Origin of the sequence: Streptomyces sp. NPDC005808 (assembly GCF_042871385.1) — a bacterium.
Classification (GTDB): Bacteria; Actinomycetota; Actinomycetes; order Streptomycetales; family Streptomycetaceae; genus Streptomyces.
Window position 1 is genome coordinate 586,056 of the sequence record NZ_JBIAIK010000003.1, and the last position, 15,272, is coordinate 601,327.

Sequence of the window (15,272 nt, forward strand, 5' to 3'; positions counted from 1 at the left end):
GCTGTGGGCTGTGGGCTCTGCGGCCTCTGTGGCTCAGTCGTCGAGGACGACTTTGTTCTCGATGACTCCGAGTCCTTCGACCTCGCCGCGGACCACGTCGCCCGGCAGCACGTTGCCGTGGCCGAGGGGTGTTCCGGTCGACAGCACGTCGCCGGGCGCCAGGGTGAGCGCCTCGGTGAGCCAGGCCAGTTGCTCGGGGAGGGTGTGGAACATGTCGGCGGTGCTGCCGTCCTGGCGCAGTTCGCCGTTGACCCAGGAGCGGATGCGCAGCCGGTGCGGGTCGGGGATCTCGTCGGCGGTGACGAACCAGGGGCCGGTGATGCCGTACGTGTCGAAGCCCTTGGCACGGTCCATGCGGTTGTTGTCCAGCTCGGAGACGTCCCGCGAGCCGGTGTCGCAGAAGGCGACGTAACCGGCCACCGCCCGCAGCGCCTTCTCCGGTGTGAGGAACCGTGAGCGAGGGCCGATGACCGCCGCCAGCTCCATCTCCGGGTCGACCTTCTCGCTGATCGCCGGATACCGGAGCGCGTCGTTCGGGCCCGCGAGGGCACCGGTGGGCTTCAGATGGCCCTGGAGACCTCGCCGGGGCTGCGGAGGTGCGGAAGTGCCGGGCGAACGGGGGTAGTTGGCGAGCATGCACCAGATGGTCCGCGGCCGGCCGACCGCCGGGCCGAGCCGTTCCGGCTTGTCGGACCAGAGGCAGTCCTCGTGCAATTCGCCGGTGTCGGCGTTGTCGACGGCCCAGTCGAACGCCGCCCGGACGGCGGTGAGTTCGGGATCCACCTGGAGGAGCGAGGGCAGGTCACCGGGCACGTCGAGGCGGGAGCGGGCCACCGCGTCGTCCCGGTGGACGCCCAGGCTCTCCAGCCGTCGCACGAACGCGGCCTGGATGTCGATGAGGTGGTGCGGAATGACTTCGGCGAAGCAGAGCCGGTCGCCGAAGGGGGTCCGCCGGGTGGCGATTTTCATGGGGCTCTCCGTGGGTGCGGGTGGATGGGCCCTCCGGCTTGCGGGGAGGGGCCCACCGGGGTGATCCGTCCGGGTCGGGGTGACTCGGACGGCTGGACCGGGAGACCGCGGGGACGGGGGTGATCCGGCGGCGGGGCTCGGGGAGGGGGCCACCCCGAGTCCCGCCTGTTCTGGGGCCGACCGGTCCGGGGTGCCGTCGGCCGGTGGGCCCGGGGTCGCGGGCGGGGCGGCGTAGGTGTCCGGCCGGCCGTGCCCTGTGGTCGGGGATGTACGGCGGTGATCAGCCCGTACGCGTGCACGGGTACGTCCCCACGCGTACGGCCATGTCCCGCCCCTGTGGGCCCGGCGCGAGCTGGGCCGGTGTCGGCGTACACCCGGATCGGCGTGCATGTCCGTTGCCGTCGCCGGTCCCTCTCGGCCCGCGGCAAGGGCCAGGGCAAGAGCGTCGGCCGGTGTCGGCGTGAGCCGTCTCGCTCTGCCCACGTCGGCCCGGCGCCCGCGCCCGCGCTCAGCCGCCGGCGGCGTCCTTCGCGTTCTCGAAGTTGATGCCGCCGTCGGTGACGACGGTGACGAACTTGTCGTCGTCGGGCTCGACCGGCTGCTGGATCGGCGGCAGGCCCACGGTGAACAGGACCAGCTCCTCGGTGGCCGCGTAGCGGACCTTCTCCCCGGGGTCGGCCTCCACCGCGCCGAGCTTGCCGACCTCGGTGTCCTCGACCGTGCCCGCGCCGGACAGGACCACCGTCAGACGGCGGGCGTCCTCGCTGGTGGAGACCCACTCGGCGCCGGCCTCGATCTTGATGAACTCGATCCAGAACTCGCGCTCGGTGTAGGTACCGATCGGCTTGCGCTTGACACCCGACCAGCCGGTCACCGGCAGCCAGTTGAGGTGGTCCGGGTTGCTGATCACCACGCCGTTGTAACGCGGCTTGGGGAACTTGTGCTCCCGCCGAGGGCGGCGCTCGGCCTGCGCCTCCTTGTTGTCGGGGCCACGGCCACGGCCGGCGCTCATACCGAGTGCGGAAGCGCCGCCGAACTGCAGCACGAGCTGCAGCTGCTTGGGGTCGGTCAGCGGGTCGTCCTGCGGGCCGTAGGTCTGCCCCTCGGGGAAGTAGCCGACCTCGCCCTCGTGCAGGATCCCCTGCTCGCCCAGGTTCATGTCACCCACCAGCGGCAGCCGGATCTGCTCGAAGGTGTGGCAGTGCCGGGGCATACGGAAGTCGGCTTCCTGGCGGCCCAGGATGTAGCGGTAGTTCTCCATGGGCTTGCTCCGGTCGCCCATGAGCAGATAGTTGAACGAGACCGTCCCCCTGGGATGGTCCATCTTGAACGCGTTCTCGTCGAACGGAGCGATCTTCATCGCGGTCCTCCGTAGGTTCGGGTGCATGCCCCTGCGGGGCCGGCGCGTCCGGTGGCCCGGTCCGGCCGGCCTTCTCGCGAAGGGCCTGATGACTGTTCGCGACCGGCCGGGCAGCGTTGCCACGGGTCCCGCCGCGGCGCACTCGTCCAGATGACATCCGGTTGTCGCGGTATCCACGAAACCTTCTTGGTAGGTTTGTGTCAAGGTAGGTGATGAGCTTTTCGTCGAAGCCGAGAGCCGAGGGAGTCTGAGATGGCCGACATGGATCTGAACGGGACCGTCACCGTGGTGACCGGTGCTTCCAGCGGGATAGGCGCCGCCGTGGCGCGCGTCCTCGCGGCGCGGGGTTCGGCCGTGGCCCTGGTGGCCCGGCGCGAGGACCGGCTCGTGGCGCTGGCCGAGGAGCTGGCGGCCACGGGCGGGCGGGCACTGCCCGTGGAGGCCGATGTGACCGACGCGGAGCAGGCTCGCGCGGCGGTGGAGCGCGCCGTGCAGGAGTGGGGACGCCTCGACATCCTCGTCAACAACGCCGGCGTGCCCCAGCGGGGCCCGCTGATGGACTCCTCGCCCGCGGAGTTCGACCAGGTGGTGGGGGTGAATCTGCTCGGCAGCATGTACTGCGCGCACGCCGCCCTGCCGTACCTGGTCGAGGCGGCCGCGAGTGAGCCCCGTCGGGTCGCCGACCTGGTCAATGTCAGTTCGGTGGCGGGGCGCGTCGTCCACAAGAGCACGAGCGTGTACAACGCGTCCAAGTTCGGGCTCAACGCGTACAGCGAGGCGCTGCGCCAGGAGGTGGCGGGCCGCCGGGTCCGCGTCTCGGTCCTCGAACCGTCCGCGGTGACCACCGAACTGTTCCCGCGCGCGGCGCGGGAGGCGATGGCCGCCCAGATCGGCTCCTACGAGCGGCTGAGCGCCATGGACGTCGCCGACGCCGTCGAGTACGTCGTGACGCGCCCCGCGCACGCCGCCGTAAGCCAACTGCTCATCCGCCCCAGCGAGGCGGAGCGTTGAGCGGCCCGGCAAGCCCTGCGCTTGCGGGCCTGGCGAGCACTGCAGGTAGTGCAAGCTGTGCAAACCTTGAAAGAACCTACCTAGTAGGTTAACTTGCTGGTTGGATGGGTCGTCGAAGTCCCCGGGGCACGCCAGTCCGGGGAGCGAGGTCCAGAACCCCCTTGGGAGTGTCATGTCCGTGCCCCATACCCCGGCGAAGATCTACCGCGGCCGGGTCGCCGACCAGATCGTCGAGGACCTCCGCGAGCAGATCCTCAGCGGTGCCCTGCCGGACGCCTCGCGGCTCCCCTCCGAACGGGAACTGGCCGCGTCGTACGACGTCAGCGCGCCCACCATCCGTGAGGCGATCCGCGTCCTCACCGCGATGGGCCTGGTCACCACCCGCAACGGCAGCCGGGCGACGGTCAACGCGCAGGGCGACACCCTGCTCGCCATGTCCATCGCCTCCGTCGTGCAGTTCGAGAAGGTCGGCGCCCGCGAGGTGTTCGGCCTGCTCGGCGCGCTCAACGCGTACGCCGCCGAACTCGCCGCCGAACAAGCCTCCGACGAGGAGATCGCCGGCCTGCGGGCCGCGGCCGAGTCGAGTGCGACGGCCGAGGGTGTCGAGCGGTCCGCCGCGGCGCTCCAGCAGTTCTTCGTCACCCTCTCCGAGATCTCCCACAACCCGCTGCTGGCCGCGCTGTGCCGGTTCATCACCGAGGTTCAGATCGGGCTCGCGGTCAAGCTGGCGGGCGGCGAGGGCCGGGACTGGGGGAGGGTCGCGGGCGCCCTTCAGGCGGAGCGCCTGAGCATCGTGGACGCCATCGCCGGCCGCGATCCCGTTGTCGCCGCGTCCGCGGTCCGTGAGTACCACCAGCGTGTGGTGGAGCGGATCGTCTCCGTCCGCAAGGGTGAGACCGCTGGATCCGACGTCGGGCTCACCGAGGCTCTCACCGCGTGGCTGCGCGCCAACGTGGGCCTTGGCGGGCAGGTCACGAACCGAAGGAGCACGCTGTCGTGACGCACCTACCGGAGACAACCACGACCGGAACAAGCAGCGCCGAGACGCTCGCGGGTGCGGGTGCGGGTGCGGGTGCGGGTGCGGGTGCGGGTGCGGGTGCGGGTGCGGGTGCGGATGCGGATGCGGGTCCAGGTCCGGTCGCGGTCCGTACCGTCCGCGACGCTGCCTTCGACGTCCTGCGGCTGCACGGGCTGACCACACTGTTCGCCAACCCGGGCTCGACGGAGGTGTCGCTCCTCACCGATCTGCCTCAGGACCTGGAGTTCGTACTCGCTCTGCACGAGGGCTCGGTGGTCGGCGCGGCCACAGGCTGGGCCCTGGCGCGCGAGCAGCCCGCACTGGTGCTGCTGCACACCACGGCGGGCCTGGGCAACGCGGTGGGCGCGCTGGCCACCGCCCGTGTGAACCGGGCACCCCTCGTGGTCCTGGTGGGTCAGCAGGACCGCCGGCACCTTGCCCAGGAGCCCTTCCTCACAGGCCGGCTGGACGGCCTGGCCGGGGACTACCCGGTCCGCGTGGAGTCACCGGTACGCGCCCAGGACGTACCCGGCGCGATCGGGCGGGCCGTGCACGCCGCCCGCGAGGGAAGAGGCCCCGCGCTGGTCCTCGTACCCATGAACGACTGGGCGGAGCCCGCCGAGGACCTGCCCATACCCGCGCCGGCCGCCCTGCGCCGGGCGGCGTCGGCGGACGTGTCGGTCGTCGCCGAGGTCGCCGCGCTGCTGGCCGGGGCAACCGCGCCGGCCCTCGTCGTGGGAGCGGGCGCGGACAGCGGGGGAGCCTGGTCCGCGCTCACCTCCCTCGCCGAGCGGCTCGACTGCCCGGTGTGGCAGGAGCCCTTCGGGGCGCGCGCCGGCTTCCCGCAGGACCACCGCCTGTTCGCCGGGCATCTGCCCTCCGACCGGCCACGGCTGCGCGCCGCGCTCGACCCGTACGACCTGCTGCTCTGCGTGGGCGCGCCCTTCCTGCGCCAATACCCTTACGCACCCGGAGAGTTGACCGGCGCCCGAGTGGTGGTCGTCACCGACGACCCGGCCGAGGCGCACCGCGCGCCCGCCGAACTCGCGGTGGTCGCAGCCCTGCCGGACTTCTGCGACCGGCTCGCCCGCCGCACCCCGTCCCGGCCCGTGACCTCGGAACCCGCGCAGCGGACCCCGAACCCCGAACCCCCCGCCGCCGGGGAGCCGTTGAGCCCCTCCCACGTCCTGGCGGCGCTCGCGCAGCGGTTGCCCGCGGACACGGTGATCGTGGAGGAGACCCCCTCCTCCCGCCCGGACCTGCACGCCCTGCTGCCCGCCCGGCGGCCGCTCGGCTTCCTCAGCGCCGCCATGGGCGGGCTCGGGTTCGCGATGCCCGCCGCGATCGGCGTACGTATGGGACAGCCGCGCCGCCCGGTGGTCGCCGTCATCGGTGACGGATCCTCGCTCTACCAGATCCAGGCCCTGTGGACCGCCGCCCACTACGGCGTCGGCACCGTCTTCGTCGTCCTCGCCAACGGCCGCTACGCCGTGATGGACCGGCTCGCGGAGCAGCAGGGCGGCAAACCGCCCTGGCCGTCCTTCGAGGAGGTCGATGTGGCCGGCCTCGCCGAGTCCTTCGGCTGCCCGGTCCGCAGGATCGACGCCTACGCGGACCTGTGCGAGACGCTCGACGCGCTCTGCCCAGGGCTGGCCGACCGCACCGAGCCGCTCGTCCTCCAGGTGACCGTGAGCGCGGCGGGCGAGTTCAAGCCCTGATGGGATGTCCGGCAGACCGGGGAGAAACCACCCGCCGGCCCAAGGTGCGTAGACAATGCGCGAGCAGCTTTCCCCTGGAACGGCCGACGGACCCCTACTCGTCGAACAGCGTGTCCTGCTCGCCCTCCGCCGCCTTGCGCACCCGCTGGTTGCGCGCGCCCACGACCACCGCGGTGACCGCCGCCGTCACGCTCAGCGCGGCCGGAACCATCCAGCCGCGGTTCACCGTGTGCCCCAGCACATGGTCGAGGGAGAGCCTGCCGGGTCCCGTCACGGCGAGACCCGCCGCCGTCAGGCCCAGGCTCGCCGCGTACTCGTAGCCGCCGCCCTGTGCGAAGAACCCGTTCGGTGTGTGCACCGCAGCCGCGCCCGCCATCGCGCCGGCCGCCGCCGCCCCGGCCGCGGGGGTCGCGAGGCCCAGTGCCAGCAGTGCGCCGCCGCCCGCCTCGGCGAGGCCCGCCGCCGTCGCACTCGTCTTCCCGGGTGTGTAGCCCATGGACTCCATGGCCGCCCCGGTGCCTTCGAGCCCGCCCCCACCGAACCAGCCGAACAGTTTCTGCGTCCCGTGCGCGGCCAGTACCCCGCCCGTACCCAGGCGGAGCAGCAGCAGTCCCAGATCACGTCGGTCGAAACAGGTCACAGTGAACTCCCGGAACGGACGGGGCGGAGGGACCTCCACCGTCGCACCCATGACCCCCACCCGGCGCGCCCGCGCCGCCGTTCGGGTGGCGGCCCCCGAAGAGCGGTGTGAGTCTGGCTGGCATGACGATTCAGGTAGCCAGACTCAGCGACCCGGCCGTCCGGGCGTTCGTCACCGCTGTGAACGCCCATGACCGCGACGCCTTCCAGGCCGTCCTCGCCCCGGGCGCCACCATGTCCGACGACGGTTCCGACCGCGACCTCGCCGACTGGACCGACCGGGAGATCTTCTCCTCCCGCGGCCACATGGACGTCGACAACGAGTCCAAGGGCGGCCGTTCCCTCATCGCCCGCTACAGCAACGACACCTGGGGCGAGATGAAGACCAGGTGGAGCTTCACCGTCGACGACGGCGGCAGGATCTCCCGCTTCGAGACGGGCCAGGCGTAACCAGCCGGCACCAACCCCGGCCAGGCGTAACCAGCCGGCACCAACGGCGGCCGGGGGGCTGGCCGTCGCAACTCGCCGTCACAGGCCCCGCCGCCACAACCCGCCGTGACAACCCTCCACCCAGGTCTTGCCCTCGCGTGCACTCCAACTCCTAGCGTCCCCACGTATGGAGACCTTCGAGCATCACAGGACACTGGGCCGCAGCGGCATCGAGGTCAGCGCACTCGGCTTCGGCTGCTGGGCCATCGGCGGCGAATGGGCGGGCGCCGACGGGCAGCCGCTGGGCTGGGGCAAGGTCGACGACGAGGAGTCCGTACGGGCCGTGCGGCGCGCCCTCGACCTCGGCGTGACGTTCTTCGACACCGCCGACGCGTACGGCACCGGGCACAGTGAGCGGGTCCTCGCGCGCGCTCTCGGCAAGCGCCGCGCCGACGTGGTCGTCGCCACCAAGTGGGGCAACGTGACCGACGAGGAGCGCCGTGTCGCGCAGGGGAGCGACGACTCCCCGGCGTACGCCCGCCGCGCGCTGACCGCCTCACTGCGCCGCCTGGACACCGACTACGTCGACCTCTACCAGCTGCACATCTCCGACGCCGACCCGGACCGTGCCGCCCAACTCCGGGAGACCTGCGAGGAGTTCGTGAGCGAGGGGCTCATCCGCGCGTATGCCTGGAGCACCGACGACCCCGAGCGGGCCGCCGTCTTCGCGGCGGGCGAGCACTGCGCGGCCGTACAGCACTGTCTGAACATTCTCCAGGACGCCCCCGAACTCCTGGCGCTCTGCGAGGAGTCGGACCTCGCGAGCATCAATCGCAGCCCCCTCGCGATGGGTCTGCTGACCGGGAAGCACGCGCCGGGGCGTGCCCTCGAAGCGGGGGACATCCGCAACACCCCGCCCGCCTGGCTGCCGGGCTTCAACGAGAGCAGCGGCGCCGACCCGCAGTGGCTCGCCAGGGTCGACGCTCTCAGGGACATCCTCACCAGCAACGGCCGTACGCTCGCGCAGGGCGCCCTCGCCTGGATCTGGGCGCGCAGCCCTCGGACTGTCCCGATCCCCGGTTTCCGCTCGGTCGCCCAGGCCGAGGAGAACGCGGGCGCGATCGCCGAAGGGCCGCTCACCGCCGAGCAGTTGACCGAGGTCGACCGGGTTCTCGGACGGTGAGCGGCCCCAAGGACCGCCGGACCGCTACTGGACGAACTGCTGGGGAGCCGGAACGGGGGCGCGCCGTGTCCCGCCGCCCTGCTCCTTCAGCGAGATCTGCCCCTTCTTGATGGTGGCGAGGCGCGGAGCGCGGCGGGCGATGGACGAGTCGTGGGTGACCATGATGAAGGTCAGCCCGTACTCGTGCCACAACCCGTCGAGCAGCCCCATGATGTCGTCGCGGGTGCCCTCGTCGAGGTTGCCGGTCGGCTCGTCGGCGAGGAGCACCTTCGGCTTCTTGACCAGGGCGCGTGCGATGGCGACACGCTGTTGCTGGCCGCCGGACAGCTCGGAGGGGGCGTGGGTCAGCCGGTCGCCGAGGCCGACGGAGGTCAGTGCCTCGGCGGCCCGCTCGCGCCGCTCCTTGGGCTTCACACCGAGCGGCACGAGCGCCGTCTCGACGTTCTCCTGCGCGGTCAGCGTCGGGATGAGGTTGAACGACTGGAAGATGATGCCGATCTTCTCGGCACGCAGCCGGGTCAGCTTGGCCTCGCTGATGGAGGCGAGGTCCACGCCGTCCAGTTCGACGCTGCCCGAGGAAGGGCGGTCGAGGCCGCCGATCATCTGCAGCAGGGTGGACTTGCCGCCACCCGTGGGGCCCTGGATGACGAGCTGGTCGCCGTCCTCGATGGTGAGGTCGATGCCGCGCAGCGCCTCGACCGTGTCCTTGCCCCGTGTGTAGCGCTTGGTGACGCCGGTGAGCTTGTACATGAGTTCTCCGAAGATGAAGCAGCCAGGTGAGGTGACGAAAGGGGGCGGGGCGCCGCGACCCGGGGGGAACGGACGCGGCGCCCCAGCTCTAGGTCCTGTCGTCACCTTCCCGTCGTCCGCCAGGAGGGCAGACGGGAAGGTGACGACAGGACCTGGGGGCCGGCCCGAAGGCCGGTTGCCCGAGGGACTGTTACTGAACGCTGCGCAGCGCGTCCGCCGGGCGCATCCGGGAGGCGCGCCAGCCGCCCATCGCACCGGCGATCAGACCGCCGGCGATGGCCAGGCCCGCCGCGAGCGCGATGGTGGTCAGCGAGACCGGCGCGGAGAGCGCGATCTCCATGGTGTTGGTGGCCGCCTGCTGGGCGCCGCCGCGACCGCCGCCGCCGCCTCCACCCGCGCCGGCCGTGGAGCCGAGCTCCGCGGTCAGTGTCGGGCTGATCGCCGTCACGGCGTAGGCCGCGCCGACACCGATGGCGATGCCGAGCGCGCCGCCGATGAGGCCGTTCACGATGGACTCGCCGACGACCTGTCGGGTGACCTTGCGGGACGGCCAGCCGAGCGCCTTGAGGGTGCCGAACTCACGCACCCGGCGGGAGACGGCGGAGGAGGTGAGCAGCGCCGCCACCAGGAACGCGGCGATGAGCACCGCGATGGACAGCCACTTGCCCACGCTGGTCGCGAGGTTGGAGGCGGTGGACAGCGAACCCGAGACGGTCTCCGCCAGGTCGGCGGAGGTGGTGACCGTCGTCCCCGAGATGTTCTTCTGGATCTCTGCCTTGACCGTGTCGATCTGCTTGGAGTCGGTCGCCGTGACGTAGATCGTGGTGACCTCGTCGGCCGAGTCACCCAGCGTCTGCGCCTGCTTCAGCGGCAGGTAGACGTCGGTGGTGCTCTCGCTGCTGTCGGGAGTCGCGATGCCGATGATGTCGTACTTGGTGTCGGAGATCGTGATCGTCTTGGCGGTCGTGAGCTCGTTCTCCTTGGCGTACGACGCGCTGACCACCGCGACCTTCGAGTTGGACTGCGCGGTGGTGAACGTCGTGCCCGTGGTGATCTTCGACGTGGCGAGCGGACCGAGGTCCAGGTTGCTGACGTCGACGCCGGCGACGGAGTACGAGTTGACGTCGAAGGAGGCGCCGCCGCCCTGCACGCGCGGCTGGCCGCCGCCGCTGCCCTGGCCCCCGCCCTGTCCGGAGGGCGCCGCGGATTCCGCCGTGCCCTGGGTGAAGGAACCGTCGACCTTGGTGACGTTCAGGTTCAGCGCGCCGACCGCGCTCGCCACCCCTGCCTGATCGGCGACCTCGGTGACGAGCGAGGCCTTGAGCGCCTGCCCGCCCTGCGGCATCACGCGGTCGGAGCTCTGGGTTTCGCTGCTGTCCGAGCCTGCCTCGAAGTCGAACTTGGGACGGCCCGACGCGCCGTCCGTGGGTGCTGCCTGGGCCTTGGTGACCGTCATGTCGGTCCCGAGCCCGTACAGCGAGGTCAGGACCTTGTCCTGGGCCTGCGTCATGCCGGCCGACACCGAGTTGACGGTGATGACCAGCGCGATACCGAGCGCCAGACCCAGGGCGATGACCAGGGCCGCCTTCTTGCGCCGGCTCAGCTCACGCTTGAGATAGATGCCAAACATCCCGTTCCTCAAAGGTTCTTGGCGCCCGCTGGTGGGCGCGGCCACAAGCTATGAAGGAACCTTTGCGTCGGGCTGAGTAAAGGATGTGTGAGGGCTGAGAATGTGAGGCCCGATATCAATGTTTCATCAGACAGCTGATTCTCAGGTTACCTAGGGCTGGCTGCCAGGTAGTGCCTGTTGAGTGGGTTCTTGGTGAAGAACGGCGGGCCCGTCCGGTACGTATCCCCAGCTGGGACGGCGGGCAGGTGTACGGGGCGGGTCCGCGCCTTTTTCGGCATGTCGAGCAGGTGCCGGCGGCGCTTTCCCGTCCGCTGCCTTTGCGCTCCCTTTGGGAACGCGGTGGATTCCCTTTTTCGCCCCGCCCCGCCGTGCGGTGTCACGGTGTCACGGACTGCCTTTGTGAGCGGGGCGATAATCAGCGCCGTCGGTCGGCATGTCGGTCGGCATGTCGGTCGGGATGGGTGGCTGCGCAGGCGGCAACGGCTGTCGCCGGCCGATGTGCGGTTGCAGCCGTCCGCGGCCCGGTGCGTACCCCGCGGTCCGGTGCGAGGTCCGCCCCCACCCCGGCCGCGGACGGCTGTTCCTCCCCCTCGGTGTGGACCGTGGTGTGCACCGTGGCCGTACCGAAGTCCTGTGCTCCAAGTGTGAAGCTCTGATGGAGGAGACGTCGAGCATAAGCCCGCTACCGGCCTCTATGGTCCGGAGGTTCAGCTTCCGTTTGTACATGTTGAGAGTTGACGGGGCAGCTGCGGGGGGCTGGGCGGCTTCCTCAGCCGCGCCCCACGTACGGCATCGCCGTCGCCAGCACCGTCGCGAACTGCACGTTCGCCTCCAGGGGCAGCTCCGCCATGTGCCGCACGGTGCGAGCCACATCGGCGACGTCCATCACCGGCTCGACCGCCGTCTCCCCGTTCGCCTGCAGGGTTCCGGTTCGCATGCGCTCGGTCATGTCGGTCGCCGCGTTGCCGATGTCGATCTGACCGCAGGCGATCCGGTACGGACGCCCGTCCAGGGACAGTGACTTGGTCAGCCCGGTCAGCGCGTGCTTGGTCGCCGTGTACGGGGCCGAGTGCGGGCGCGGGGTGTGCGCGGAGACCGAGCCGTTGTTGATGATCCGGCCGCCCTGCGGGTCCTGCCCCTTCATCTGGCGGTAGGCCGCCTGCGCGCACAGGAACGCCCCGTTGAGGTTGGTGTCCACGACGTGCCGCCAGGCCTCGTACGGCAGCTCCTCGAACGGGACGCCGCCGGGGCCGAACGTACCGGCGTTGTTGAAGAGCAGGTCCAGCCGTCCGAAGCGGTCGTGTACGGCCGCGAAGAGGGCCTCGACGTCGTCGGGGCGGGCGACATCGGTCCGTACGGCGATCGAGGGGCCCTCGGGGGCGAGGGCGGCCGTCTCGTCCAGCATCTGTGGCCGGCGTCCGGCGAGCGCCACCGACCAGCCGGTGCGCAGCAGTTCCACGGCAACGGCGCGTCCGATACCCGATCCTGCTCCGGTGACCACAGCGATCTTCGTTTGCATGGCATTCATGGCCCCGCAGCGTACGGGAGACCTGGCGCGGGGGCCGTCATGCGGAACTCACGCGTCCGCCATCATGCTGTTGTGTACGCGCCAAGCTGACGTTGATCGCGGCCACTCCAATGACAGGCACCACCACTGTCAGGGGAGGGCCAGATGACACCCGCAGCCCAGCATCCGTCGCAGCACGCCCCCGAACTCCGCGCCGTCGCCCGCCACATCGGCCGCCGCCGCTTCCTCACTCACACCGCGGCGGCCGCCGCGGTCGCGTTCGCCGTCAACCTGCCGACCGCGGGCGTGGCGAGCGCCGCGGAACTCGACGCGTCGAAGATCACCGAGGACCCCTTCACGCTCGGGGTCGCCTCGGGCGACCCACTGCCCGGCTCCGTACTCCTGTGGACGCGGCTCGCGCCCGCCCCGTACCAGCCCGACGGCGGTCTGCCCGCCGAACGTGTCTCCGTGCACTGGGAGTTGGCCCACGACGAGCGCTTCCGCCGGATCGTCAGACGTGGCACGGCCACCGCGCACCCCGAGTTCAACCACACCGTGCACGTCGAGGTCGGCTCCCTCGCCCCGGACCGGGTCTTCTACTACCGCTTCCGGACGGGCAGTTGGATCAGCGAGACGGGCCGCACGCGCACGACGCCCGCCGCCCTCGCCCAGGCGTCGGCCCTCACCTTCGCCGCCGTCTCCTGCCAGGCGTACACGGACGGCTACTTCACCGCGTACAGCCATCTCGCCGAGGACGACGTCGACGTGGTCTTCCACCTCGGCGACTACCTGTACGAGTACGCGGTCAACTCCGTCGGCGGCTACCGCAACTACACCGACCGGGTCATCCCCGACCACTTCAACCACGAGACCCTGACCCTGGAGGACTACCGCCTGCGGTACGCCCTCTACAAGTCCGACCCCGACCTGCGCGCCGCGCACGCCGCGCACCCCTTCGTCGTCACCTGGGACGACCACGAGACCGAGAACAACTACGCCGACGACATCCCCGAGAACGACGTACCGCCGGAGGAGTTCCTGCTGCGCCGCGCCGCCGCCTACCGCGCGTACTGGGAGAACCAGCCGCTGCGGCGCCCGCAGCAACCGGTGGGGCCCGACATGCAGCTCTACCGGCGACTGGGCTGGGGCCGGCTCGCCCAGTTCGACATCCTCGACACCCGGCAGTACCGCTCCAACCAGGCGTACGGCGACGGACTCGACCTCCCCGGGCCCGAGATCGACGACCCGGCGCGCACGATGACCGGCGAGACGCAGGAGCGGTGGCTGCTCGACGGCTGGCGCCGCTCACGGGCGCTGTGGAACGTGGTCCCGCAGCAAGTCAACTTCGCCCAGCGGAAGTTGGACATCGCTCCGGTCGCCAGGCTGTCGATGGACTCCTGGGACGGCTACCGCGCCTCGCGCCGGCGCGTCCTGGACGGGGCGAAGGCGGCCGGGATCGAGAACCTGATGGTGCTCACCGGCGATGTGCATGTGGCGTACGCCTACGACATCAAGGACGACTTCGACGACCCGTCGTCCGCGACGCTCGGCACGGAGATCGTCGCCACGTCGATCTCCAGCGGCAGGGACGGCGCGGACAAGCCCGCCACCTGGGACACGTACACCGGCGCCAACCCGCACATGAAGCTCTACAACGGACGGCGCGGCTATGTGACGGTCGAGCTGGGGCGGGAGTCGGCGCGGGCGGACTTCAAGACGGTGTCCGCCGTGACGACGCCGGGCGCTCCGATCACGACGGCGGCGTCGTTCGTGACGGAGGTCGGGGACCAGGGCCTCAAGTCCGCCTGATCCCCGGCCGATCCGGCGCCTATGGTCCGGCGCCTATGGTCCGGCGTCGACGGTCCGGCGTCGACGGTCCGGTCCCGGCGGTCCGGTCCCGGCCGGTTCGGCTCCGGCCGGTTCGGTCCTGGCCGGTTCGGCTTGGGCGGCTTCGGCTTCGGCCGGTTCTGGTCCGGCTGGCTCGGCTTGGGCAGGTTCCGCTCCGGCCGGTTCGGATCTGATCCGGCCGTCACCGGTCAGATCGTCTCCCAGGGGTAGCGGACGCCGATGCGGTCCCGGATCGCGTCGAGCGTCCGCATCACGGCGAGGGTGCCGTCGAGCGGGACCAGCGGGGACTCGGTCTCGCCGGCCCGCAGGGCGCGCATGACCTCGGCGGCCTCGTGCCTGAGGCTGTTGCGGAGGCCGTCTGCCGGATCGGCCGTGAACTCCTCGGGGTCGCGGCCGTCGCGGTGCAGGACGAAGCGGTTCGCGGAGAAGAAGCCGTTCGGGACGTCGATGCGGCCCTCGGAGCCGGTGACCGAGGCCGTGGTGGGGGTGCCACCGATGAGAGAGCAGTGCACCGTTGCGAGAGCGCCGCTCTCGAAGGAGAGCACGGCTCCGGTCTGGAGATCAATGCCCTCGTCGGAGAGCACTGCTCTCGCGACAACGTCCGAGGGCTCCCCGAGCAGCAACTGCGCGAACGACACCGGATAGACACCGAGATCGAGGAGCGCGCCGCCGCCCTGCGCCGGGTCACGCAGCCGGTGCGAGGGCGGGAACGGACCCGAGATCCCGAAGTCGGCCTGCACGGTGCGCACTTCACCGACCGCGCCGTCCTCGACGAGCGCCTTGAGCCGCCGGATCAGCGGATTGCAGTACGTCCACATGGCCTCCATCAGAAAGCGGTCGTGCCGGCGCGCGAGCGCGACCAGCTCCTCCGCCTCCCGCGAGTTCAGCGTGAACGCCTTCTCGCACAGCACATGGCGGCCCGCCTCCAGACACATTCCGGCCGCGGCCCGGTGCGCCGAGTGCGGAGTGGCGACGTACACCACATCCACGTCCGCGTCCTCGGCGAGCGAGGCCCAGTCCCCGTACGCCCTGGGAATCCCGAACCGTTCCGCGAACGCCTTCGCCGAGGCGTCCGTCCGCGAGGCCACGGCCACCACCTCGGCGTCCGGCAGGTCCACCAGGTCCGCCGTGAACGCGGCGGCGATCCCGCCCGTCGCCAGAATGCCCCACCGCACGCGATCCACTGCCATCTCCGGCCCCTCGCTCTGTC

General features: G+C 71.2%; 13 protein-coding genes. 6 read left to right on the plus strand and 7 right to left on the minus strand.

What is annotated here, in order from left to right; genetic code table 11:
* Nucleotides 1–33: 33 nt before the first annotated feature.
* Complete coding sequence (locus tag ACFYPC_RS09855; protein ID WP_388673193.1) at nt 34–969, minus strand: fumarylacetoacetate hydrolase family protein; 936 nt, start codon at nt 967–969, stop codon at nt 34–36.
* Between the two features lie 508 nt (nt 970–1,477).
* A complete protein-coding gene (locus tag ACFYPC_RS09860; RefSeq protein WP_388673195.1) occupies nt 1,478–2,329 on the minus strand; it encodes a hypothetical protein in 852 nt (283 codons plus the stop codon).
* A 252-nt stretch (nt 2,330–2,581) separates the two neighbouring features.
* Here ACFYPC_RS09860 and ACFYPC_RS09865 point away from each other — a divergent pair, with 252 nt between their 5' ends.
* From ACFYPC_RS09865 to ACFYPC_RS09875, 3 genes are all read left to right on the plus strand, one after another.
* Complete coding sequence (locus tag ACFYPC_RS09865) at nt 2,582–3,340, plus strand: SDR family NAD(P)-dependent oxidoreductase (protein WP_388673197.1); 759 nt, start codon at nt 2,582–2,584, stop codon at nt 3,338–3,340.
* 172 nt (nt 3,341–3,512) lie between these two features.
* On the plus strand, nt 3,513–4,340 hold the full coding sequence (locus tag ACFYPC_RS09870) for a FadR/GntR family transcriptional regulator (protein ID WP_388673199.1): 828 nt from the start codon (nt 3,513–3,515) through the stop codon (nt 4,338–4,340).
* Entirely contained in the window at nt 4,337–6,076 is a 1,740-nt protein-coding gene (locus ACFYPC_RS09875; protein WP_388673201.1) for a thiamine pyrophosphate-dependent enzyme, read from the plus strand. Before ACFYPC_RS09870 ends, ACFYPC_RS09875 begins: the two co-directional genes overlap by 4 nt.
* Before the next feature lie 94 nt (nt 6,077–6,170).
* Here the strand turns inward: ACFYPC_RS09875 and ACFYPC_RS09880 are convergent, their stop codons facing one another.
* Complete coding sequence (locus ACFYPC_RS09880; protein ID WP_388673203.1) at nt 6,171–6,716, minus strand: DoxX family protein; 546 nt, start codon at nt 6,714–6,716, stop codon at nt 6,171–6,173.
* A 122-nt stretch (nt 6,717–6,838) separates the two neighbouring features.
* Here ACFYPC_RS09880 and ACFYPC_RS09885 point away from each other — a divergent pair, with 122 nt between their 5' ends.
* Nucleotides 6,839–7,165, plus strand: coding sequence for a nuclear transport factor 2 family protein (locus ACFYPC_RS09885; RefSeq protein ID WP_388673205.1), 327 nt, complete (start codon nt 6,839–6,841; stop codon nt 7,163–7,165).
* 166 nt (nt 7,166–7,331) lie between these two features.
* A complete protein-coding gene (locus ACFYPC_RS09890; protein WP_388673207.1) occupies nt 7,332–8,327 on the plus strand; it encodes an aldo/keto reductase in 996 nt (331 codons plus the stop codon).
* A 24-nt stretch (nt 8,328–8,351) separates the two neighbouring features.
* Here ACFYPC_RS09890 and ACFYPC_RS09895 read toward each other — a convergent pair whose 3' ends face one another.
* The 3 genes from ACFYPC_RS09895 to ACFYPC_RS09905 form a co-directional block, all read right to left on the minus strand.
* Entirely contained in the window at nt 8,352–9,077 is a 726-nt protein-coding gene (locus ACFYPC_RS09895; RefSeq protein ID WP_388673209.1) for an ABC transporter ATP-binding protein, read from the minus strand.
* A 190-nt stretch (nt 9,078–9,267) separates the two neighbouring features.
* On the minus strand, nt 9,268–10,707 hold the full coding sequence (locus tag ACFYPC_RS09900) for an ABC transporter permease (RefSeq protein WP_388673211.1): 1,440 nt from the start codon (nt 10,705–10,707) through the stop codon (nt 9,268–9,270).
* 769 nt (nt 10,708–11,476) lie between these two features.
* Nucleotides 11,477–12,235 carry an SDR family oxidoreductase gene (locus ACFYPC_RS09905; protein ID WP_388673213.1) on the minus strand — a complete coding sequence of 253 codons (759 nt, stop codon included), beginning with the start codon at nt 12,233–12,235 and terminating at the stop codon, nt 11,477–11,479.
* Between the two features lie 144 nt (nt 12,236–12,379).
* On the opposite strand from ACFYPC_RS09905, the gene ACFYPC_RS09910 reads away from it, so the two are divergent.
* Complete coding sequence (locus tag ACFYPC_RS09910) at nt 12,380–14,023, plus strand: alkaline phosphatase D family protein (protein WP_388673215.1); 1,644 nt, start codon at nt 12,380–12,382, stop codon at nt 14,021–14,023.
* A 227-nt stretch (nt 14,024–14,250) separates the two neighbouring features.
* Here the strand turns inward: ACFYPC_RS09910 and ACFYPC_RS09915 are convergent, their stop codons facing one another.
* Nucleotides 14,251–15,252 (minus strand): Gfo/Idh/MocA family protein, encoded by a 1,002-nt coding sequence (locus tag ACFYPC_RS09915; protein ID WP_388673217.1) that lies wholly within the window; start codon nt 15,250–15,252, stop codon nt 14,251–14,253.
* Nucleotides 15,253–15,272 lie beyond the last annotated feature (20 nt).